Source organism: Halobacillus locisalis (assembly GCF_013694105.1).
In the GTDB taxonomy this organism is placed as follows: domain Bacteria; phylum Bacillota; class Bacilli; order Bacillales; family Halobacillaceae; genus Halobacillus; species Halobacillus locisalis.
Map to the genome: position 1 here is coordinate 450369 of NZ_JACEFG010000002.1, position 22500 is coordinate 472868.

Genomic DNA, 22500 nt, shown 5'->3' on the forward strand with positions numbered 1-22500 from the left:
ATTTTTCTCGTGAATCGAAGCAGTTATGTTTCTTATTCAGCTGGAAGCCTTACGGGTTTATACTGAAACCGTTTTCTTATGCTATAATTTCAATTAAGTGAAACTTAGTGGTTCGAAGGAGGAAAAGGGAATGAAGTCTATTTATCATCAAGCTTTGGGGAATGATTTTCACAAGTTGCACCCAGAGTTGCAGAAGAAGTATGGATTGACTAGCAAGCAAAATATAATGGCTTTAGGCCAAGGAAGAATGACGGAAATCCGCGGGATGAACCCTTTGCTTCGTCCATTTCTACAAGCAGGGACGTGGGATCATCTTGTATTTGCGGAGAGAGGGAAGGATGTTCCTTTCACCTTGGAGAACTATGCATATGTTGATGATTATGGCAATGAAACGGTAAGTTGGGTTCGTCGCTTCTTCTTCCCCTACGCGATTCGTGGGTTTGATGCATCGATGCGTTACGATGAAGAGAAACAAACCATTGTCGATGACATCGGGAAATCCGGAGCTCTTCAAGTTTCGTTAGATCTACATGTAACTGCGAGCGGTGGTTTGTATATGCAATCCAATGAAATGACCTATCAGAACAAGGTTCAACTGCCAGGACCGAAGACCGCTGTTTATGAACATTACGATGAACAAGAAGAAGCTTTCAGAGTGCATGTCCATGTGGAACACCCCATTTTTGGTACGGTGCTTATGTATGAGGGAACGTTCTACACAGAGTTTTTACCGATGACTTATAACAATATACCAGAACGTGGCTTGTTGACTTAAAGGGAGGGAACATTGTGAGTAACTATGAGTCTAAAGACCATGAAAAGGTGCATACAGATTTCAAGGAACGCATGACTTACGGTGAATATTTACAGCTTGGCGATTTGTTGTCAGCGCAGAATCGTTTATCCTCTCATCATGATGAAATGCTCTTCATTATTATTCACCAAGTGAGTGAATTATGGATGAAATTGATCCTGCATGAGTTGAATGCAGCTATTGCAAGTATCCAAAAGGGCGATGTACAAGCGGCCTTCAAGATGTTGGCGCGTGTGTCGAACATTCAAACGCAAATCATACAGGCTTGGGATGTCCTCTCCACGTTGACGCCTGCTGAGTACATTGAATTCAGGGACTCGCTTGGACAAGCATCCGGTTTTCAGTCTTATCAATATCGGATGGTAGAGTTCGTCCTAGGTTACAAATCGCCGCATGTTTTGAAAATTTACGAGAAAGATCCTCAGCTACATAAAGAATTGGAAGAAGCGTTCGAAGCACCAAGTATCTATGATGTGGCCATCGAGAAATTGGTGGAAGCAGGGTTCGATATCAATCCTGATCTTATTTCCAGAGACTATACCAAAACGTATCAAGCGGATCCGACGGTTGAAGCGGCTTGGGGCAAAGTGTATAAGAATGTGGATCGATATTGGGATTTATATCAACTGGCCGAAAAGCTTGTCGACATTGAAGATCACCTTCAACAGTGGCGTTTCCGTCATATGAAAACCGTTGAACGGATTATTGGGCACAAAAAGGGGACGGGTGGGTCTTCTGGTGTCGGATACTTGAAGAAAGTCCTCGATCACCGCTTCTTCCCCGAACTCTGGGACGTCCGTACTTCCCTGTAATACGTGAAGCGGTCAGGTCCTCCACTTTAGAAAGACTAGGGTGTGGTGGGGAATAACTCGCTTTCCTGCGGGGGAACCGTCGAGCCTCCTCGGTCGTTGACACTCCCTGTGGTGTCTCGCCTGAGTCCTTCTCCCGCGGGAGCCTCGTCATTCCCCACCAACCCCCTCCTAAATGTAGATAGTCGGACCATTCCTGCATGAGAAGGTTGCAGTCATATTGGTAATGAAGAATGGCCTTCGAAAAAACATGTCCTCATCCCGCGAATAGGTGTAGTGGGTGTCCGATATACTTCTGTATTTGTCGGGTTTGCAAAGCGATGTTGGCCGGATCGAGGTCCGTTCATCCACTATAATGCTAGGGAGGGGAAAACAGGTAGACTCCTGCGGGAAAATGGAACAGGCTGAGACCCCACAGAGCTTTAGCTCGAGGCGGCTCAGCGTTCCCTGCGGAAAGCGGACTGTTTTCCCTTCCCTCCCAAACTCTTATTTATAGAACGGACTTGCCCCTCATTGTTGGATACCAAAATTGTTAGCGTAAAATTAGAAATATACTGAATATAACGAATCTATTAAATGAATATTACATTTATGTTACACTAGGTTGTAGATTGACGTACTACTAAAAAAGAGGTATGAAAATGAGACAACCGATGATCTATATCGCAACATTCGCATTAGTTTTGTTGAGCGCTTGTTCATTTATTGCCAATGCAAATAATGATCCAAGTAAGGCGGAAGACAACCGTCCACTTACGTATAAAATCGATATGGCTACAGATATTTCCGAATATAAAGAATATCACATGACCATACACTATCCTCAAACACCGAATAACCAAATCGACCAAACGATTATTGACTATACAAACCAGAAGAAAGCCGCTTTTAAACAAAAAAGTTATCAAGCTCTCCAAAATCAGGAAAACAATCAATCATACGAACTACATGTTGATTTTGAGATTTTGTATCAGGACCGTCACTTCTTCGTCGTCCGTTTTATAGAAACGATGGATGTCGGGATGAGTGAGCCACTTGTGGAACAAACGATTATGAACTTCGAAAAAGAGGAAGGGAATCGATTAGAACCGCAAGAACTCTTCAAAGAAGAGGAGTACGACCTGGAAAAGCTTGTTGAAAATCGGGAAGAAGCTCCTTCAGTGGATGAAGTGAACGTTGCTTGGACAGCTGATGGGCTCGCGCTTTACTTGAAGCAACTGAAAAGTGGTCAAGAGCTAATTGAATTGAATCAGGATAAAGTGAAAGACATGTTGAAGGCTTCGTATGTAGAATTAATGCAGGCTAATCGCTCTATTGAACCTGAAGGAATTAAAAGCGAGGAGAACACTGCATCGTCAAGCGCTGGCCAGGCGACTTCAATGCCACTGAAAAAAGATTCTGGCAAACGCGTTGCCCTGACGTTCGATGATGGTCCACATCCGAAAGTGACGAAAAACATCCTGAACATTTTAGACGAACATGAGGTGCAGGCAAGCTTCTTCATGATTGGGAAGCGAGTCAGTTACTATCCGGATGTCGCACAAGACGTTGCGACAGCTGGTCATGAAATTGGGAATCACACGTGGAATCATCCACGATTGACCCGCCTGACATCAGAACAGATCGATGAGCAGATTGAGATGACGCAATCTGAAATTCAGCAAGCTGTCGGGTTTACACCGTCCCTGATCCGACTGCCATTCGGAGAGAGAACGACACACGGCTATAGACTACAGCCTGTCGGGTGGAATGTGACCTTCGAACATGGGCGAAGTAAGAGTGCCGCTGAGATTGCTGCTGAAATAGTGGCTAAAGTGGAGGATGAATCTGTGATCTTATTGAATGATATCCATCCATCCATGGTTGAAGTCGTAGATTTAGTTGTAAAAGAGCTATCTGATCAAGGGTACGAGTTTGTTCCGGTTAGTCATATACAACAATAATAAAGAAGCCTGTGAATTCATCACAGGCTTCTTTATATGGTTACAATGTCGATATGCGTACCAGTCTACTATTAATCTAGATTTTCCCTGATCCATTCCCCCCATTTTTCAAACTCTACTAAGAAACCGTCATGTCCGAAATCTGTCGAGACATGTTTGTGCCTGCCGTTCGGTACTTTTTCGCTGAAATGGCGCATGAAATCATCTGGATACAACAAGTCATGTTCAAAGCTCAGTGTATAAATGGGAGCTTTATATCGTGTGGCCGCTTCTTGCCATCCGTTACGGCCGCGTCCGATATCGTGGTTGTTCATCGCTTCTAATAAATATAAATAACTGTTGGCGTCAAAACGTTCCTTGATTTTCTCACCTTGATAATTCAAGTAGGATTGAACGTTGTATTGACTTTGCGTCTGTTGCCCCCGTTCGAATCTTTTATCGAAGAGTTTATGACTTCGATACGTAACCATTCCGGCCATTCGCGCAATCTCAAAACCTCTCAACTCTTCATTCGAAGAATAGTTTCCTTCTTTATAATGCGGATCATCCATGATGGCACGGGCTCCTATATGGTTGAAAGCAATACCGTAATCGCTCAAATGTGGTGTGGAGGCTAAAATGAACAATCGGTCCATGAACTCAGGGTACAATAACCCCCATTCATACACCTGCATACCACCCAGAGAAGCGCCTGTGACAGCGTGAAGATGTGTGATGCCGAGTTCTTGCAGGGCTTTGTACTGGGAGCGGACCATATCTCGTATCGATACCTTCGGAAAGTCGAGACGGTATGGTTCGTTCGTTTCGGGGTTGATGCTTATCGGTCCAGTAGACCCATGACAACCGCCAAGAACATTGAAGGTAATGACTTGGTATTTTTCGGTGTCGAGCGGTGCGCCAGGCCCGACTAGACCTGCCCACCAACCGGGGCTATCTTTATCGCCAACGGCCCATTGATTTCCTGTCAGGGCATGACACACTACAACGACAGGAGCGTCCACTGGTCCAACGCGTTCATAAGCTAGTTCAACTCCATCGATGACCTGGTCAGATTCGAAATGGAAAGAGCCGATCTCCACGGTTTTTGTGAGAGGCTCCGAGCTTATCGGGTTTTTCAATGACATGAGCTTCCTCCTTATTCATAATCGAGCAAATAAAAAAACCTCTTCTGGATAAGAAGAGGTTTGGATAGACGGATTCCTCCCCTTATCTTCCAGATCAATTCGACCTGTAGGAATTAGCACCTTTTCAAGTTATCCTTGAAGGTTGCCGGGCGTCGTCGGGCCTAGTCCCTCTGCCACTCTCGATAAGAGTATTTCAAATATTCAGTTCATTAAGTTGATGAAAATTATAAATGGAGAACGGATGAATGTCAACTGACTTCGTAGGTTTGAAGGGAATGGTTGATGGGAATAACCCCATTAAGTACTTAAAAGGAGTGTTGAAGAATGAAGGAATATAGTGTAGTACCAAATAAAGACGCAACAGGATGGTTTGTTAAAATCGAAGACGTCGCGCCAACGGACGAATTTGATGAGCGTGACAAGGCTGTTGAGAAAGCGACAGAAATAGCCGAGCAAAATAAACCGAGCCGTGTCTTGATCATGGATAAAAACCATGAGGTAGAATCAGAACGTAAATTCTAATCATCTTTAAAACTCCCATTTCGGGAGTTTTTTTATTTGGTTTGATGGATGCGTTCAGCTAGAAAAATGTCCTCGAACTCGGTACGATAGAGAAAAAGTCATCATAAAGGGTGAGGATAGAGATGAAACAGTATGACGTCATCATCGTCGGGGCACGTGTGTCAGGCTCGAGTTTGGCTATACTTCTAGGACAACAGGGAAAAAGCATTTTACTTATTGATAAAGCTGCGTTTCCAAGCGACACATTGTCGACGCACCACATGTCTCATGTTAATTATTTGGAGCGACTTGGAGTACTTGAGGAAGTAGAGGCAACAGGGTTGCGTAAGATTGAACGGATGCGCACTCATATCGGTGAAAGTTTTGTAGAAGGACCGAGATCTGCTTATACGATCATACCGAAGCGTGATCATTTAGATCATGTACTGTTGGAAAAAGCTAAGAAGGAACCTACAGTAGAAGTGTGGGAGCAAACATCGGTAAGAGAGCTTTTATGGGAGAACGATCGCGTCACTGGAGTTGTGACTGAGAACCGTTCTGGTCACGCGTCGAAAGTAGAAGGCGAATGGGTGGTTGGTGCGGATGGAAAGCATTCGAACATAGCCCATTGGGTGGGGGCTGAAGAATATCAATCTCACAAACCGCTCCGTCCTGTTCTCTATGGATATTATGAAGGTATCAATCCATTACCAAAACCGACGACGGAGATATTTCTTCATGAAGGGCGAATCGGCTTTCTTTTTCCGATGGAAGAAGGGAGAGACTGCCTTGGTCTCGAGATCCATCCTGAGGAGTTCAAGTCCATGATGAAACACCCAGAGGAACGTTTCGAGGCGATGTATAAAGAACTTTACGGAATGGATGAACGAATGGCGGGTGCAATCCGAATAGGGAAGATAGTCGGAACACCGGGAATGCCGAATCATTTCAGACAAGCATATGGGCGTGGCTGGGCGCTTATTGGAGACGCTGGTCATAGTAAAGACCCGAGCACGGGGCTTGGAATCAATGATGCCTTCATGCAATCGTTTCTTTTAGCGGAAGCTTTGGAGCAGGAGGATGTGGAATCGGCACTCAAGACTTTTCAACAAAAACGTGATGAACAACTGTTGCCCGGCTTTCAATTGACGATCGACTATATAAGGTCGCTACGCAAATGGACGACGAATGAAGTGGCACTATTTCAAGCGATGGCTGCAAATCCCATGGTATGGAACAAGCTTGTACCAAATCTAGCGGACCATTTGAAAGAAGAGTCTAAGGACATCCCTTTGCTTCATGGTTCTGTACAGATGGAAGCGGAGTCGTTCGGATACAAACCACAGTAAAAAGAAGGAAAGTACGAAGGTGATATCGAAACAAGGATATTGAGGTGATGAACGATGGACTGGACAAAAGAGAGCGCTTATGAGAAGCTGCAAGACATTTATACCGACCGTGTGATGCAAGATGAGAAACGCCGAGTTTTTCAACAGGTGTACCGTCACTTGCATGAGCACTTAGGAGATCTGGCCATTCAATCAGGGTTGAAAGAAGAAGCTGAAAAGCAATTGCAATTCTTTAAAGAGTACACGTTTATGCCTGGTGATAATTTATTCCAATCGATGCGTTATGTTTTCTTTCTTGCTCGTGGAGAACGGAAAGGGGATCATAATGAAACGCAAGAACACTTGAACCGGATTTACAAGGCGCTGTATCAACCGGCTGGTTTGAAGAACCCTTATATCCCTGATTCGTTCTGGGAAACGCCGCTGGGAGTGGCTTGTCTCGTAGCGGAAGAAGGAGTAGAGTCTGTGTATCCAATACTAGACGAAATCATGGAAACCGAAACCGTTTAGAATAGCAGAGGGGAAGGTCCCGCAGGTTCAAATTTGAACCTGCGGGACCTTCCCCTTTTATCAGACTTATAATTGATAATACGTACGGATTTGGCCGGCGATCCCTTGATAAGCAGCGTCTTCTTCTAAATTGGACAGCATTCCTTTAATGATGGCAGCACGTGGCTCCCTTTTTTGGATTTCATCTAGAAGCACCGTCAACGTAACTTGTAGATCTCCCGTCGACTTTTCTTTAAAGGCTACAATGGTCTGGATCATTTCGTCCAACTCTTGCTTATAGAAGTCTTCAGGGATGACCTTATTCATAAATTCTTCTGTTATGACTGGTTGGTCACCACTTTGTTTGAATCCCGCAACAATATAGTCAGTTCTTCGTAGGATGGCCTGAGAAATTTCATCGTAATCCAACTTCGCTCCTTCAATGATGATCAAATCGATAAACCCTTTAAAAATCCCATGTATGATTAAGCTGACTTCCCATACCGCGGCATCGATTTCTTTTCCATACATTGATAATAACTGCCTTTTGTAGAACAAATAGGTATTAAATCGCATCTTCGTTAAAAAGTCGTCAATATGGTCATTGAACGGAATAGCTTGCTCCCTGATTTGCATAATAATAAACTCACGATGATCGGCAATCTCCTCGAATGTAATACGCAGTTGCTCTTTGAATTTGGTTCGAGGATCTAAATCTTCCGACTGGACGTCGTCGATTTTACGCTGGATTTGATGATAGAAGTGATTGAATAATTCCAGCAACAATGCGTCTTTGGATTTGAAATGTAAGTAGAAGGCACCTTTAGATATGCCGCATTCGTTGGCAATCTCCTGAACTGACGTGGAGCTGAACCCCTTCTTGGCAAACAATTTGATTGATTCTTCTATAATGTGAATGGATTTCTCGTCCATAATGTGAACTCCTTTTATATATAATACCTTTTCATTATAACATTATTCTTGACTTATGACTGTTCGGTCATTAACATTGTAATTGATTATGACTATACGGTCAATGAAGGGGAGACACATAGTGAAAGGAATCATTAATTTTTCAATGAACAATAAATTCGCTATCTGGTTGATGACCATTATCATCACAATCGCGGGTTTATATGCAGGTCTAAATATGAAACTGGAAACTATACCAGATATCGAACCACCGATTATCACGGTCACAACGGTTTATCCAGGAGCGACACCTCAAGAGGTCGCCGATGAAATATCAGAACCGCTTGAACAACAGGTGAGTAATTTGAGCGGAGTGAAAACGGTCAGTTCAACGTCTTTCCAAAACGCTTCCTCACTGCAAATCGAGTATAGCTTTGATAAAAGTCTAGACGAAGCCGAAGACGAACTGCAAGATGCCGTCGGCGGTGCGGAATTGCCGGATGAGGCACAGGATCCGTCCGTATCTCGATTGAATTTCAATGCGTTCCCTGTTGTAAGTCTAAGTGCAATCAATGGTGAGCAGTCATTGGAGCAATTGACCACGACGGTAGAAGATCAAATTGTTCCGGCTCTAGAAGGGGTGGAAGGTGTAGCTGACGTTCAAGTGTCTGGTCAGCAAATCCAAGAAGTCCAAATCGATTTTAACGAAGAGGCCCTGGCTGAATATGGTCTCAACCAAGATACAATAACGAATGTCATCAAAGGATCAGACGTTAAATTCCCATTAGGGCTTTATACGTTTGATGATACGCAGAAATCTGTAGTCGTGAATGGAAATATCACGACCGTAGATGAACTACGTGAACTCCAAATTCCTGCTATTCCAAGTAGTGCAGGACAAGGACAAATGCCAGGAGCTCCGTCCCAAGGTCAAGCACCACAAGGACAAACGCCCCCTCAAGGGCAAACACCTCCTTCTGGAGAACAAGCAGCACTACAACAAGCGGCCATTCCGACGGTTCAGCTCGGAGAACTAGCGGATATTGAAGTAGTCGGTGAGGCAGAATCGATTTCGCGTACAAATGGAGAAGATTCCATCACCCTGCAAGTTGTGAAGTCGCAAGAAGCGAATACGGTAGATGTCGTGAACCTTGTCAAAGAGGAAACGGCTTCCTTTGAAGATGAGCTGAGCGGTGTTGACTTCGTTTACTCCTTCGACCAAGGAGAACCGATCGAAGAGTCTGTCAGTACGATGTTGAACAAAGCCTTGTTCGGTGGACTGTTTGCTGTCATTGTTATTCTGTTGTTCTTACGTAATATCAAAACAACAATCATTTCAATCATCTCTATACCGCTTTCTTTATTGATTGCGATTCTATTTTTGAATCAACTGGACATCACGTTGAACATCATGACCCTTGGTGCGATGACTGTTGCCATCGGGCGTGTAGTTGATGACTCGATTGTCGTAGTTGAAAACATATACAGGCGAATGTCGCTTCCGGGTGAGAAGCTGTCAGGAAAAGACTTGGTCAGAGAGTCGACACGAGAAATGTTCATGCCGATCCTGTCCTCGACGCTCGTCACGATTGCTGTGTTCTTACCTCTAGGGTTAGTCGAAGGTACAGTGGGGCAGATCTTCTTGCCATTCGCCTTGACGGTCGTGTTTGCACTTCTCGCTTCTCTATTAGTAGCGGTCACGATTGTTCCGATGCTTTCCCACGCATTGCTGAAGAAAGATAAAGTGAAAAAAGGTGGACACGAAGAAGGCACTGGACGTCTTGCGAACGTGTATCGTAAAGTGTTGACTAGTACGCTCAACCATAAGATTATTTCGACGATTGTAGCGGTTGCTGTCCTCGTTGGAAGTGTAGCACTTGTCCCATTAGTCGGAACAAGTTTCTTACCTGAACAAGAACAGAAAATGGTCATGGCTACCTACAATCCTGAACCAGGGCAGACGCTTGAAGATGTCGAAGAAATTGCGATCCAAGCGGCTGAAACGTTCGAAAGCCGTGACGGGGCAGAAACCATCCAATATTCCGTTGGTGGGGAAAATCCCATGAGCCCTGGGGCGTCAAATCAGGCAGCCTTTTTCGTAGAGTACGCGGATGATACAGAGAACTTCTCAGAAGAAACCCAACAAGTCATCGACGCCTTGAATGAACAAACGGAAAAAGGCGAATGGTCCAACCAGGACTTCTCTGGAACTGGCGGTGGCAGTGGTCTAGAGGTGCTTGTGTACGGTGAGGACACCGAGCAAATCAAGCCTGTTGTGGAAGAAGTAGCAGAACTGTTGTCTGAACAAGAGAATTTAAGAAACGTAGACTCTGGATTGTCAGAATCCTATGAAGAGTACACGTTAGTAGCGGATCACGAGAGACTAAGCGAACTTGGAATGACAGCCGCTCAAGTCGGGATGGCTCTGAACAAGAATGGCGAGCAGCCTGTTGTGACAACACTTGAAATGGACGGCGAGGAAGTGAACGTCTACGTTGAAGTGAGCACGGAGAATGTAAGCGGCATTGAAGATTTAACAGAAAAAGAATTGCAATCACCAACTGGTCAGTCTATTGCGATCAGTGAGGTTGTTGAAGTAGAAGAAGGGACAACAGCGGATACGATCACACGTCGTGATGGACGCGTCTTCGCTAGCGTGAGCGCTGAAATTACGATTGACGATGTTGGATCGGTATCGCAGAACGTAAACGAACAAGTACAAGAGATTGAAACACCAACGGGCGTAGAAATCACACAAGGTGGAGTAGCCCAGGATATCCAAGAATCCTTTACACAGCTAGGGCTCGCCATGCTTGCAGCCATCGCGATTGTGTACTTGATTCTAGTCATCTTCTTCGGTGGAGGATTAGCTCCACTGGCGATTCTATTCTCGCTACCGTTTACGATTATCGGTGCGGTCTTAGGTCTCTTGATCAGCGGAGAAACGCTGAGTATCTCTGCCATGATCGGTGCCTTGATGTTGATCGGTATCGTTGTGACGAACGCCATCGTACTGATTGACCGAGTCATTCATAAAGAGAACGAAGGATTGTCGACGAGAGATGCCCTTATCGATGCAGGGATGACGAGACTCCGTCCAATCCTGATGACAGCCTTAGCGACGATTGGAGCGTTATTACCACTAGCTCTCGGATTCGAAGGCGGATCGATCATCAGTAAAGGTCTAGGCGTAACCGTTATTGGTGGTTTAGCAAGCTCAACGCTTCTGACCCTATTAATTGTTCCGTTAGCCTATGAGTTCTTGAGTAAATTCAAGCGCAAGAAAAAAGCATAAACCTTTTGCGGAGCACTCCTCATTGTAGGGGTGCTCTTCTTTGCATCTAGCAGAAGTTAATTGCATTCACTAGGAACGCTATGCTCTCCGACTCGAGTCATTTCGGCTAAATATTTCATGGGCTTTAAAGGTTGTCTGAGCCTTTGCTATGACGGATTTTGTCGAGAAGTTGCTTAAGCATAGGAAATAGTGTCTAAGTATAAGAGATTGCTGTCCAAACCGTAATCAAGTGGCGTACAATAGAATTGGAGGTGTGATCATGGAAAACTATGAAATGACTATTGTAGGCGCAGGTCTCGCTGGCATTACAGCTGCCCGCCGATTAAATAAACAAGGACGTAATCAATTTCTTTTAGTAGATAAGAGTAAAAGTGTCGGTGGCCGACTGGCGACGAGACGAGTCGCAAACGGCAAAGCTGATCATGGAGCTCAATTTTTCACCGTACGTACAGAAGAGTTGGATGAAGAGGTCCAAGACTGGTTGAAAAAAGGGTGGATTACGAATTGGTTCGGAGACGATCACCCTCGCTATACAGCCGTTGATGGAATGAATAAGCTTGCGAAGCAGCTGAGCGAAGAGTTCACACCGAGCCTTGAATCGAAAGTGACTTCTATTGTTGAGAAAGAAGGAGCTTACGAGGTTACCGATGACAAAGGTCAAGTATGGAAGTCGGAAAAGGTTCTGTTAACGATGCCCATTCCTCAAATCGTTCAGTTGTTGAAAGATAGTGAGCTTTCTGTTCAACCCTCAGCGCTTAAACAATTGAAGAGTATATCATTTGAACCTACATACGTAGGGATATTTCATTTTAAAACACCTACTTCTTTACCCGAAATCGGACAGGTTGACCAAGGCCTGCCGGATGGCGTTGAGCGGATAGTCGATCATCAGAAAAAAGGAATCTCAGATGAGGTGATCGTCAGTGTATATATGACAGGTGACTGGTCGCGCCGTTACTTCGGGGAAGACTATGTGATGTCTTTGATGCAAGAAAAGTTAGCATCCTACTTAAACTGGGATGATCTAGAGTCTGAACAACTCAAGCGCTGGCGTTATGCTCAAGCTAAAAACGTGCTCCGTTCCTCCTATTTGGATTTAAAAGGAGACGCTACGCTCGTCGCAGCTGGGGATGCGTTTTTACGGGAGAATGATGAAGCGGGTCGCACACGAATCGAAAGTGCCTACCTATCCGGCAAAGACGCCGCCGCTTATTTGAGTTGGTAATATAACAAGCACCCCTGTATCCATGCAGGGGTGCTTGTTATTGTATAGACCGGCCCCGAAATAGAGTTTAGGGCGGGATGGTTGTCCGAAAAAGCGTGTGAAATGTCCGAATAAGTGATAAATGTCCGAAATAGCGAGTAGCTTGTCCGGATAATACAGGAAGGTGTCCGATAAACGTAATGCTTCGTCCGAATAACCCTAACAAATGTCCGAAATAATTTTACAACACCGCTTTTTGAAAGAGGATTAAGCATGCCCTGAGAAAGTGAGTTGTTTCAAAACCACCCTAAACTCACATATGATAACGAACCTGGTCAGGCGGTTTTTTGTTCGTACTTTTTCAAACGCTTCATCCGCGTGACGGTATAAACCGCGAGCCCTGCCCAAATGAGGGTGAAGGATATGGCGTGCACCTGGGTGAACGGTTCATCGTATAGGAAAACGCCGATGATCAACATGATGGTAGGGGCGAAATATTGAAGAAACCCGACCATGGAGAGAGGGATGCGCTTAGCTCCTGCAGAAAATAGTAACAGAGGAATCGCTGTTACAATCCCCGCCCCGAACACGAGTAGGGACGTCACAGAAACCCATTCGACGTTAGCCCACTCGCCAGATTGTTGACTGAAAAGGTAAAGAAGGGCAATGGGTGTGACCATCATCGTTTCAATGGTCAACCCGTACATGGCATTCAAAGGAACCAGTTTTTTCAGTAATCCATAGGATCCGAAGCTGAGAGCTAGAAACAGAGCAATCCAAGGAACAGACCCGAAGTGGATGGTCATATAAGAGACTCCACACCCGGCCAAGGCAAAGGCCAACCATTGGGCTTTGGAGAAAGTTTCTTTCAAAACAATCATGCCTAACAATATACTGACGAGCGGGTTTATGTAATAGCCGAGGCTGGCTTCAATAACATGGTTTGTATTGACGGCCCATATGTACGTTACCCAGTTGATACTGATGGCAATGGAAGCGAGCGTAATACCGATCAGCTGCTTTTTGTTTTTGACGATGGAACGTAATTGTTCTAAGAACGGCTGTTTCTTCCGGGAGACCCATACGATGAACCCCATAAATATAAACGACCAAATAATTCGGTGGGCTAATATTTCGAAAGCGGGGATTTGTTGAATCAACTTCCAATAGATGGGGAGGATCCCCCACAGTATATAAGCACTTGCCGTATAGATGATGCCAAGCTTCTGGTCTTGAATCATTCTTGAAAATCCTCTCCTGCTATTTCGTAATCATCTCCTCCTATTGTAATCTTCCATACGAAATACTCAAGAGAACTAGTTTGAAAAAGCTACTTTCGGTTCTTCTAAAATGAGAGAATCCGGTGGCGTGGAAACGACTCCCTTTCCGCAGGCGGCGGTGAGCTTCCTCGCTCGCTTCGCGCTCTGCGGGATCTCACCAGGCCCTCAGATCCTGCAGGAGTGTCGCCGTTTCCACGCCACCTCAACAAAGGCAGTTCAACGTCTAGAGATTCAATTATAATGAGGAGCTCTACTGATCCAGCACAATGTTTGGCAAGGTTCTGTTTCCACTATTTGTAGCATAGTGGGGTGGAAAACGGCGAGACTCCCGCGGGAGAAGGACCTAGGCGAGACCCCACAGAGAGTGTCAATGAACGAGGAGGCTCGCCGGTTCCCCCGCAGGAAAGCGAGTCGTTTTCCATCCCACGGTATTACTATATGATCGAACAGAACCGTTTCACTGACTTCTGCAGGCAGCAGGAAAAGGAGCAAAGAACAAAGTTCCATGCTCCTAAGCGTTTATTCACTTTCTTCTAATTGATCTTCCTGTCCCTCGTGTTTATGTTCAGATAACGGAAGCAGTTGCTCTGACAAATCGACTAACGGTTTGTCAGCCGGACCTTCCATGACAGAACCATCATACGAGAAGCGCGAACCATGACATGGACAGTCCCAGGAATGCTCCGCACTGTTCCATTCTACTTCACACCCCATATGTGTACACGTCGTATCCACCATATAGACTTTACCTTCTTGATCCTTATAGGCACCGGCTCGCTTTCCTTCCCATTGGATGACTTTGCCCTCGCCCGTTCTCAGCCGCTCCGGACGTTCTCCGACAATCTCCAGTTTTCCATCAATCAGGTGAGTAGCAACGTCAAAGCTTTGGGATAAGAACTGTTTCATACTAGGATCTGTTTTGAAGCGGGAAGGCTTGAACAAGTCGTGGAAGAGGGACGTTTCACCAACTACATAATCGGCTATCAATTGTGCTGCCAGTGTACCGTTCGTCATCCCCCATTTACGGAAGCCTGTCGCAATGAACACACGTTGATTCCTTCGGGTGATCGGACCGATATAAGGGACTTTATCTAGTGTGGTCAAGTCTTGTGCCGACCATTGGAAAAGTTTTTTCTTGATACCGAATGTTTCAGCAGCGAACTCTTCGATAGCCCTGTAGTGGAAAGACGTATCGACACCTTCCCCTGTCTTGTGGCTTTCCCCACCTACGAGTAAAATCGGCTTTCCTTCGTATTCAGCTGTTCTGACCGTGCGTTTCGGTTCATCGATGGACACATACATCCCGGATGGAATTTCTTTTTCTGGTTCAATCGCCATTAAGTAAGAGCGCTCCGCATACATACGGCTGAAATAAAATCCTTTTCCATCGTAGAAAGGGAAGTGACTACAGGAAACGAGCTGATCGCAGGTGATGGTACAGTTGTTCCCTGTCGTGACTTCAATCCGGTCTCCTTCCGTGACATCTGTGGCTTTTGTATGCTCATAGATATCACAGCCTAGGTTCTTCAACTCTTTGACTACGGCAGCTAAGTATTTAACAGGATGAAAGCGTGCTTGATTTTTCATGCTTAACGCTTTGGTCGCGTCCATATCAAATGGCAGCGTATCGGTAAGTTCTCCGGGAATATCGAGGTTCATATACGCTTTGTATTCCTTCTCGAGCTTCAACGCCCCTTGCTTGGTCGTAGCAAAAAGGTGAGCGTCCTCTTTCACCCAATCGCAATCGATCGAGTGCTTTTCAACCAGTTCCTCCATGAAAGCTAGGGCGCTCATTTGCGCTTGGTAGTATAAAGAAGCGTCATCAACGCCGAAATGATTTTGGAATTCATCGTAGATCAGTCCGTGTTGAGCGGTTACTTTCGCTGTTGTATGGCCAGTCGTTCCATTAACAAGCTCATCGGCTTCAATTAATGTCACTTGTTTACCGGACTTCGCCAATAGATAGGCCGTGGTAATTCCTGTTATTCCACCACCTACAATTAAGACATCCGTGGATAGATTTTCGTTCAAAGAATCGAATGAATCTATGGTCGTGTCCTCTCGCCAAAGCGGCTCAGGTTGTGTCCATTCTTGATCGTGATTCATAGTAGTCCTCCTTATATAGACGCTTTGTGTTCAGTGTTTCCAAGACCACATATTTCATGTAAAAATTAGGGAGAAAATTAACATCTTGTCTATTATGTAGTATAATAGACCTTAACATAGTCGTGATTCCAAGGGGGCAGGAAGATGGAAGTGTTCGTTGCAAGACAGCCGATTCTAAAGAAGAATGATGACGTGTATGGATATGAGCTTTTATATCGAAATAGTCTTGAGAACCACTTTATTCCCATGGATGGAAACGAAGCCACTTCTGAAGTGTTAAAGAATACGTTTCTCACAATCGGACTTGAACGGATGTCCCAAGGGAAGCCTTGTTTTATTAACTTCACTGAGAAATTGTTATTAGATAAGGTTCCTGAATATTTTTCACCACAACAGCTCGTCGTCGAAATCTTAGAGGATGTATCACTCACGTACGATGTTGTTCGGGTTTGTCGGGAATTGAAAGAGAAAGGGTTTCAAATTGCACTGGACGATGTAGTCAGTATTCAAGATCCATCTTTTATTGAATTGATGCCCTACATAGATATTCTGAAAGTTGACATCCGATTAGTAGCTGAGCAAGAGCGCGTTGCAATTATTCAGTTGGCCAAGCAAATGAACATTACCTTACTCGCTGAAAAAGTAGAGACGAGAGAAGATTACGAGCGCTGCAAAAAAGAAGGGTTCGATCTTTTTCAAGGATTTTATTTCAGCAAGCCCGTAATCATTACGGGCACCGATATCCCGTTTTTCCATTCCACGTACTTTCAAATGATTAAGGAGTTATCTGTTCCTGATGACGAAATCAATATCGAGAAAGTAACGGAAATTATCGGTCACGATTTGGCCCTCACCTATAAGCTGCTTCGACTGATCAATACAACGAAACGTGAAGGCACTATGCCCGTTCAATCCATCAAACAAGCCGTCATGTTACTGGGAACCGATGCACTGAAAAAATGGCTGTACGTTCTATCTATCAAGGAAGCGAGTCCAAAACATACGACGACTCCACAACTTGTAACAAAGACAAGCCTGATCCGGGCGAAGATGTCAGAGCAGGTGGCAGTACGGCTGCGCTCTCCAGGGAGAGCCGACGGATACTTCTTAGCTGGAATCATGTCGCTGATTGACGTCGTTACAAAGCGCCCGATGAATGAAATTGTGGAGTCACTTCCCTTAGATACAGAAATCCAGAATGCACTGCGCAAAGAAAAGAATATATACCGGGAAATTTTGGATCTTGTCATCGCAATGGAGCAGGCTGACTTTGATTACTTAGAAAAGTCTTTGTCCGCATTTGATATGCAGCTGAATGAAATTTTTGAAATCTATGGACAGTCGATCGCTTGGACAGATCAGCTCTATCAAGAGAATTTCTCGGCATAGTTTAAATCAACTTCCTTCAGGGGGAGTTTTTTTGTACCATGATGTTCTTTCAGTCATAGGATCGCTATGAAATCCATCTATGAAATATTCTAGGATTCTTCCCATTGACAGTAATGAAAACGTTTACAAAAAATAAACTATAGGAGGGACGATCTTAGGAGGGTTAGGATGAATAAAAATCAACGAATCGAGTCGGAAATGATCCATGGTGGTGATGCGCCAGATCATCATTTCGGTAGCTTAGCAACACCGATTTACCAGACATCTACTTTTTCCTTTGAGACAGCAGGACAAGGCGAGAGACGATTTGCGGGGGAGGAGAATGGTTATGTCTATTCCCGCCTTGGCAATCCGACTGTAACCGTCTTAGAGCAGCGAATCGCTACATTAGAAAAGGGAGAGAAAGGACTCGCTTTTTCTTCTGGAATGGCTGCTGTTTCAGCCGTGCTTACATCATTGACAAAGAAAGAAGATCATATCATTTGTTCCAACGGCTTATATGGATGCACGTTCGGATTATTAAAAATGTTAGAAGAAAAATATAGCATTACGCACAGTTTCAGTCATATGGAAAGTGAAGAGAAACTTCGCTCATGCATTCAAGAAAATACGACGTGTATTTTTGTGGAAACACCAATCAATCCTACGATGAAAGTCATTGATTTATCCATGGTCGCTAGAGTGGCGAAGGATGCTGGTATCAAAGTGGTCGTTGATAATACGTTCTGTTCCCCTTACTTGCAGCGTCCGCTCGAGTTAGGGTGTGACATCGTCCTTCATAGTGCCACCAAGTATATTAGCGGTCACGGAGATGTTGTAGCAGGGCTTGTCGTAGGAAAGGAAGACTATGTCCAATCGTTAGTGAAGCATGAACAGAAAGACATGGGCGGTGTGCTGGCTCCGTTCGATGCTTGGCTTTTATTAAGAGGATTGAAAACGCTACATGTCCGGCTGGATCGACATAGTTCGAACGCAAGGGAGATCGCAGAGCGGTTGCAGGCACATCCGAAAGTGAAGCGAGTGTTCTACCCTGGAATGGACAGCCCGTCTCAAAATGCGATTGTAGAGAAACAAATGGCCAACACAGGAGGCGTCATCTCATTTGAAATGAAGGGTTCTAAACAAACGGCCCAACATTTTATGGATCAGCTTTCGTTGATTAAAATTGCCGTAAGCCTGGGGGATGCTGAAACGCTCGTTCAACACCCGGCAACGATGACCCATGCGGTGATCCCGGAGCAAGAACGGAGGCGGATGGGAATCAGTGATGAACTCATTCGTCTGTCCATCGGCTTGGAATCGGTGGAAGACCTCTGGGATGATATTTCACAAGCCCTTCATCAAATATAAAACTTGTTTTAACCCATAAATGGAGAGAAGCAGCGATGTTCTCGTGACAACCTTATTGGTTTAGCGTTCCTTGAGTAGGGAAAAGTACAGGTAGACATTCAATAACAATACTACTCTTTATAGAAAGGAACGGGATACGCATGTTAGAGAAATTATTCGGCAAAAAAAGCACAGAAGAGCAACTGGTAGCCCCTTTGAATGGGAAAGTGGTTTCGTTAGACGAAGTGGATGACCCTGTGTTCAGCCAACGGATGATGGGGGATGGTGTTGCGATTGAACCTGCAGACGGTAAAGTCGTGAGCCCTGTAAAAGGGGAAATTGTTCAAATCTTTCCGACGAATCATGCTGTCGGAATAAAAACGAAATCTGGTATCGAAGTACTTGTACACATCGGTCTTGAGACGGTCTCGATGGAAGGGGAAGGCTTTGAAGGTCACGTGAAAACGGGAGACAAAGTAGAAGCAGGCGACCTCCTGATTACATTCGATCCTGAACTCGTAAGAGAAAAGGCGAAAAGTACCATCACGCCTGTCATCATTACCAACTTTGATGACGCAGTCGAAACCTTTGAGCCATCTTACACAGATTCAGCAAACTCAGGTGAGACAACCATCGCCACTTTAAAAACGAAATAGATTCATCTCAAAACCTAAAGCAAAGCGCTTTAGGTTTTGTTGTGCTTGCAACATCAAGTTGAAGTAAATCTACAGGTGTAATCGATTCCACAAATGATTGGAAACACACCCACCTTAGCAGGTATAATAGAGTCAGAGTGAATGAAGAAGCGGTTACACCGATTACTTTAACTACGGAAGGGTTGTGTCACAATGACAAAAGGCATTATCAGTTTAGGAGAAGCGTTAATTGATTTCATTCCATTAGACAACGATAATATGAGTTTTCAAAAAAGCCCGGGAGGCGCACCCGCAAATGTTGCTGTAGGTCTTGCGCGTTTAGGAGCAAAGTCGACGTTTCTTGGCAAAGTAGGCGATGACGTTCTAGGTCGCTTTTTGAAAGAGACGCTGACTACATATGGCGTCGAGACAGAATACATGTATTTCACAAAAGACACACGTACAGGCGTGGTCTTCGTCACCTTAGACGAATCAGGTGAGCGCAGCTTTGATTTTTACATTGATCCAAGTGCCGATCGCTTTCTAGAGGAGAAAGAAGTAGAGGCTTCACTATTCAACTCCCATAACGTCTTTCATTTCGGTTCCATTTCCATGATCAATGAGCCAGCGAGATCAGCGACCAAAGAGGCCGTTCAACAAGCGAAGGAAAAGGGTGTCATCGTCTCGTATGATCCCAATCTCCGTCTTGGACTGTGGGAATCTGAAGAAGCAGCGAAAGAAACGATTGTGTCAATGCTCGCTGAAGCGGATATCGTCAAAATTTCAGAGGAAGAGCTTGAGTTTCTAACTGGAGAATCGGATATACAAAAAGGGGTGGATCACCTATCTCATTTTGAAATTCCTGTTTTGTATGTGACGCTTGGGTCAGAAGGGAGTTATGTGTTTACGAAAGAAGGTCACACACATATTCCCGCTATGAAAGTCCAGGCCGTGGATACGACAGGGGCTGGGGATGCGTTCGTTTCAGGAATTTTATATCAGCTCAGTGAACGGGACAAATCGACAAATCAACTGACGCTTGAAGAACTAGAAGAAATCACGAAGTTTGCGAGTGTGTCTGGTGCATTAGCAGCATCGACAAAAGGGGCTATGACCGCTTTACCTACTCGTGATGAAGTCGACAATTATTTGAAATAGGGGGAAGCTCAAATGGCGGAAAGAGATTTGGAATTACGTCAACACGCTTCAGATGAAGTAAAGAAGCATACGGAGAAAGTCCAGGGCGATCCTTACCGGTTGGATTATCACTTAATGCCACCCGTTGGATTATTGAATGACCCGAACGGCTTTGTCCAGTGGAAGGGCACATATCATGTGTTCTATCAGTGGATGCCGTTTGATACAGGGCACGGAGCCAAGTTTTGGGGTCACTATACGACGAAGGACTTCGTTCACTATACTCATGAAAAGCCAGCCCTCACGCCATCTGATTGGTTTGATAAAAACGGGGTGTATTCCGGGAGTGCCATCGTTCATAACGATCAACTCTATTTATTTTACACAGGCAATGTGAAAGATGACGACGGCAATCGTGAGACGTATCAGTGCCTGGCTGTTTCAGAGGATGGTCTTACTTTTGAGAAAAAAGGGGTCGTAGCGGAGCTTCCAGAAGGATACACGGCTCACTTCAGAGATCCGAAAGTATGGCAGCATGAAGATTGCTTCTACATGGTCATTGGAGCGCAAAGTAAAGACATGCAAGGTAAAGCCGTCCTATTCCAATCACAAGACTTGCTAGAGTGGTCATTCCTTGGACCGATCACAGGAAGCGAAGAGAACAACCTCGGTGAGTTCGGGTATATGTGGGAATGTCCAGACGTGTTCGAACTGGATGGAACCGACGTACTGATCGTGTCTCCTCAAGGGTTGGAAGAGGAAGGCATGCACTATTCTAATACGTATCAGAGCGGCTACTTCACGGGTGAGCTTGACTATGAGAACGCAGACTTTAAACACGGAGACTTCCGGGAGCTTGATCGTGGTTTCGAATTCTACGCTCCTCAAACGACCGTTGATGAAAAAGGGCGACGGATCCTGATCGGCTGGATGGGAGTACCTGATCAATATGAACAGGCACACCCAACGATCGAAAACCAATGGATCCACTGCCTCACGATGCCTAGACAGTTATCGTGGAACGGCAAACAAATCATTCAACAACCTCTTGAAGAAATGAAGGAGATGAGAGGTCCTGTTTTAATGCATTCTTCCATCACGATTGAGAATGATCAAAAAGCAGTGCGTGGCATCGGAGGCAAGGCTGTTGAACTGAGCATCGACATGGAAACCGTTGGAGACCAGTTTGCTTTAGAGCTATTCCAGTACGCTTCACTTAGTTATAAGGATGGAATCTTAACGCTGTCCAGGCCACATCTGGAAGATAAATCGAAAACGGAGTTCAGACGTGTGGCGGTCACCAGTGAGCTGCAAAATCTACACTTGTTCATTGATCATTCCACACTCGAAATCTTCATCAATGGAGGGGAAGAAGTAATGACTTCGAGAATGTATCCTCAACCTGAAGAAGATCATATTTTATTCACGTCTCTAGGCACAAGTACCTTCTCTATTGAGCAGTGGAAGTTGAATGGATTTATTTTCAATTAAGACAGTCACCCTATCTCTTCCAGAAGTCCTACGACTTGTGATAAGATAATCTTATGTAAATCGCACGAAGGAGCCTTATATATGAGTCAATCTTCCAAGAAATTGAAAGCTAGTGAACGCAGAGAACATATTCTATCTCTTTTAAAACAACGCGGCATTCCTGTGACAGGAAGTTCGTTAGCCGAAGAGATGAATGTAACGAGACAAGTCATCGTAGGAGATGTGTCGTTATTAAAGGCGCGAAGTGAACCGATTGTCGCCACAAGTCAAGGTTATCTGTTTATGACAGATGCGAAAGAGGAACTTGCTCACCAACGTACGATTGTCTGTCAGCATGATTCAGATCAGACGGAAGACGAGTTGAATATTCTGGTCGATCATGGGGTCCACGTCCAGGATGTTGTTGTCGAGCATCCAATTTATGGAGATTTAACAGCTCAACTCAGAATTTCCAATCGTCGTGATGTTAAGAAATTCATTGATCAGGTTCATTCCACGAAGGCTTCCTTTTTGTTGGAGTTGACGGATGGCATCCACACGCATACGATTGCTTCTGATAATGAGGAAGCCTTAGACGAAGCAGTGGAAGCCTTGGGTGACGCAGGTATTTTAATGAAAAGTTAATGGGGAATAAAAAAGAGGTATGCTTTCGAATAAGAAGCATATCTCTTTTCTTTGTGATGACTATTTTTT

18 protein-coding genes and 1 riboswitch are annotated in these 22500 nt (G+C 44.8%); of the genes, 14 read left to right on the plus strand and 4 right to left on the minus strand.

The genetic code is table 11. The annotated features are described in order from the left end of the window. The first annotated feature begins 130 nt into the window (after window positions 1-130). The 3 genes from H0266_RS09475 to H0266_RS09485 all read left to right on the plus strand — a co-directional run bounded on the left by H0266_RS09475 (window position 131) and on the right by H0266_RS09485 (window position 3566). On the plus strand, window positions 131-775 hold the full coding sequence (locus tag H0266_RS09475) for a DUF4166 domain-containing protein (RefSeq protein WP_181472158.1): 645 nt from the start codon (window positions 131-133) through the stop codon (window positions 773-775). A gap of 14 nt (window positions 776-789) precedes the next feature. Continuing rightward, a complete protein-coding gene (kynA, locus tag H0266_RS09480; RefSeq protein ID WP_181472159.1) occupies window positions 790-1626 on the plus strand; it encodes a tryptophan 2,3-dioxygenase in 837 nt (278 codons plus the stop codon). Between the two features lie 638 nt (window positions 1627-2264). Further along, the gene (locus tag H0266_RS09485) at window positions 2265-3566 is read left to right on the plus strand and encodes a polysaccharide deacetylase family protein (protein WP_181472160.1); all 1302 of its coding nucleotides are present in this window, start codon (window positions 2265-2267) and stop codon (window positions 3564-3566) included. A gap of 71 nt (window positions 3567-3637) precedes the next feature. On the opposite strand, the gene metX is transcribed toward H0266_RS09485, so the two are convergent. Next, window positions 3638-4690: a homoserine O-acetyltransferase MetX gene (gene metX, locus H0266_RS09490; protein ID WP_181472161.1), complete on the minus strand. Its 1053-nt coding sequence runs from the start codon at window positions 4688-4690 to the stop codon at window positions 3638-3640. A gap of 79 nt (window positions 4691-4769) precedes the next feature. Beyond that, window positions 4770-4879: riboswitch (SAM riboswitch) on the minus strand. A 135-nt stretch (window positions 4880-5014) separates the two neighbouring features. Between metX and H0266_RS09495 the strand changes: the two genes are divergently transcribed. From H0266_RS09495 to H0266_RS09505, 3 genes are all read left to right on the plus strand, one after another. Beyond that, on the plus strand, window positions 5015-5212 hold the full coding sequence (locus H0266_RS09495; protein WP_181472162.1) for a DUF2188 domain-containing protein: 198 nt from the start codon (window positions 5015-5017) through the stop codon (window positions 5210-5212). Between the two features lie 122 nt (window positions 5213-5334). After that, window positions 5335-6540, plus strand: coding sequence for an FAD-dependent oxidoreductase (locus H0266_RS09500; protein ID WP_181472163.1), 1206 nt, complete (start codon window positions 5335-5337; stop codon window positions 6538-6540). 54 nt (window positions 6541-6594) lie between these two features. Next, window positions 6595-7050: a hypothetical protein gene (locus H0266_RS09505; protein ID WP_181472164.1), complete on the plus strand. Its 456-nt coding sequence runs from the start codon at window positions 6595-6597 to the stop codon at window positions 7048-7050. Between the two features lie 66 nt (window positions 7051-7116). Here H0266_RS09505 and H0266_RS09510 read toward each other — a convergent pair whose 3' ends face one another. Next, the gene (locus tag H0266_RS09510; protein WP_181472165.1) at window positions 7117-7962 is read right to left on the minus strand and encodes a TetR/AcrR family transcriptional regulator; all 846 of its coding nucleotides are present in this window, start codon (window positions 7960-7962) and stop codon (window positions 7117-7119) included. 88 nt (window positions 7963-8050) lie between these two features. Between H0266_RS09510 and H0266_RS09515 the strand changes: the two genes are divergently transcribed. Together H0266_RS09515 and H0266_RS09520 are read left to right on the plus strand one after the other, a co-directional pair. Continuing rightward, the gene (locus tag H0266_RS09515; RefSeq protein WP_220127214.1) at window positions 8051-11236 is read left to right on the plus strand and encodes an efflux RND transporter permease subunit; all 3186 of its coding nucleotides are present in this window, start codon (window positions 8051-8053) and stop codon (window positions 11234-11236) included. A gap of 259 nt (window positions 11237-11495) precedes the next feature. Then, entirely contained in the window at window positions 11496-12461 is a 966-nt protein-coding gene (locus tag H0266_RS09520) for an NAD(P)/FAD-dependent oxidoreductase (protein WP_181472167.1), read from the plus strand. Window positions 12462-12775: 314 nt separating this feature from the next. On the opposite strand, the gene rarD is transcribed toward H0266_RS09520, so the two are convergent. After that, on the minus strand, window positions 12776-13681 hold the full coding sequence (rarD, locus tag H0266_RS09525) for an EamA family transporter RarD (RefSeq protein ID WP_181472168.1): 906 nt from the start codon (window positions 13679-13681) through the stop codon (window positions 12776-12778). Between the two features lie 558 nt (window positions 13682-14239). Further along, on the minus strand, window positions 14240-15826 hold the full coding sequence (locus H0266_RS09530) for an FAD-dependent oxidoreductase (RefSeq protein WP_181472169.1): 1587 nt from the start codon (window positions 15824-15826) through the stop codon (window positions 14240-14242). A 144-nt stretch (window positions 15827-15970) separates the two neighbouring features. Here H0266_RS09530 and H0266_RS09535 point away from each other — a divergent pair, with 144 nt between their 5' ends. From H0266_RS09535 to H0266_RS09560, 6 genes are all read left to right on the plus strand, one after another. Then, window positions 15971-17215, plus strand: a complete 1245-nt coding sequence (locus H0266_RS09535) for an EAL and HDOD domain-containing protein (RefSeq protein WP_181472170.1) — start codon at window positions 15971-15973, stop codon at window positions 17213-17215. 168 nt (window positions 17216-17383) lie between these two features. Beyond that, window positions 17384-18565: a methionine gamma-lyase gene (gene megL, locus H0266_RS09540; RefSeq protein ID WP_181472171.1), complete on the plus strand. Its 1182-nt coding sequence runs from the start codon at window positions 17384-17386 to the stop codon at window positions 18563-18565. A 140-nt stretch (window positions 18566-18705) separates the two neighbouring features. Next, a complete protein-coding gene (locus H0266_RS09545; RefSeq protein ID WP_181472172.1) occupies window positions 18706-19200 on the plus strand; it encodes a PTS sugar transporter subunit IIA in 495 nt (164 codons plus the stop codon). Between the two features lie 192 nt (window positions 19201-19392). Next, the gene (locus H0266_RS09550; RefSeq protein ID WP_181472173.1) at window positions 19393-20337 is read left to right on the plus strand and encodes an aminoimidazole riboside kinase; all 945 of its coding nucleotides are present in this window, start codon (window positions 19393-19395) and stop codon (window positions 20335-20337) included. 12 nt (window positions 20338-20349) lie between these two features. Next, a complete protein-coding gene (locus H0266_RS09555; RefSeq protein WP_181472174.1) occupies window positions 20350-21807 on the plus strand; it encodes a glycoside hydrolase family 32 protein in 1458 nt (485 codons plus the stop codon). An 81-nt stretch (window positions 21808-21888) separates the two neighbouring features. Further along, window positions 21889-22431, plus strand: coding sequence for a transcription repressor NadR (locus H0266_RS09560; protein ID WP_181472175.1), 543 nt, complete (start codon window positions 21889-21891; stop codon window positions 22429-22431). The last annotated feature ends 69 nt before the right edge of the window (window positions 22432-22500 follow it).

Excerpts from the sequence above, each read along its gene's own strand:
- H0266_RS09475 (WP_181472158.1), top strand. The coding sequence starts at position 131 with ATGAAGTCTATTTATCATCAAGCTTTGGGGAATGATTTTCACAAGTTG.
- H0266_RS09485 (WP_181472160.1), top strand. The coding sequence starts at position 2,265 with ATGAGACAACCGATGATCTATATCGCAACATTCGCATTAGTTTTGTTG.
- metX (WP_181472161.1), bottom strand. The coding sequence starts at position 4,690 with ATGTCATTGAAAAACCCGATAAGCTCGGAGCCTCTCACAAAAACCGTG.
- H0266_RS09495 (WP_181472162.1), top strand. The coding sequence starts at position 5,015 with ATGAAGGAATATAGTGTAGTACCAAATAAAGACGCAACAGGATGGTTT.
- H0266_RS09500 (WP_181472163.1), top strand. The coding sequence starts at position 5,335 with ATGAAACAGTATGACGTCATCATCGTCGGGGCACGTGTGTCAGGCTCG.
- H0266_RS09505 (WP_181472164.1), top strand. The coding sequence starts at position 6,595 with ATGGACTGGACAAAAGAGAGCGCTTATGAGAAGCTGCAAGACATTTAT.
- H0266_RS09510 (WP_181472165.1), bottom strand. The coding sequence starts at position 7,962 with ATGGACGAGAAATCCATTCACATTATAGAAGAATCAATCAAATTGTTT.
- H0266_RS09515 (WP_220127214.1), top strand. The coding sequence starts at position 8,051 with ATGACTATACGGTCAATGAAGGGGAGACACATAGTGAAAGGAATCATT.
- H0266_RS09520 (WP_181472167.1), top strand. The coding sequence starts at position 11,496 with ATGGAAAACTATGAAATGACTATTGTAGGCGCAGGTCTCGCTGGCATT.
- rarD (WP_181472168.1), bottom strand. The coding sequence starts at position 13,681 with ATGATTCAAGACCAGAAGCTTGGCATCATCTATACGGCAAGTGCTTAT.
- H0266_RS09530 (WP_181472169.1), bottom strand. The coding sequence starts at position 15,826 with ATGAATCACGATCAAGAATGGACACAACCTGAGCCGCTTTGGCGAGAG.
- H0266_RS09535 (WP_181472170.1), top strand. The coding sequence starts at position 15,971 with ATGGAAGTGTTCGTTGCAAGACAGCCGATTCTAAAGAAGAATGATGAC.
- megL (WP_181472171.1), top strand. The coding sequence starts at position 17,384 with ATGAATAAAAATCAACGAATCGAGTCGGAAATGATCCATGGTGGTGAT.
- H0266_RS09545 (WP_181472172.1), top strand. The coding sequence starts at position 18,706 with ATGTTAGAGAAATTATTCGGCAAAAAAAGCACAGAAGAGCAACTGGTA.
- H0266_RS09550 (WP_181472173.1), top strand. The coding sequence starts at position 19,393 with ATGACAAAAGGCATTATCAGTTTAGGAGAAGCGTTAATTGATTTCATT.
- H0266_RS09555 (WP_181472174.1), top strand. The coding sequence starts at position 20,350 with ATGGCGGAAAGAGATTTGGAATTACGTCAACACGCTTCAGATGAAGTA.
- H0266_RS09560 (WP_181472175.1), top strand. The coding sequence starts at position 21,889 with ATGAGTCAATCTTCCAAGAAATTGAAAGCTAGTGAACGCAGAGAACAT.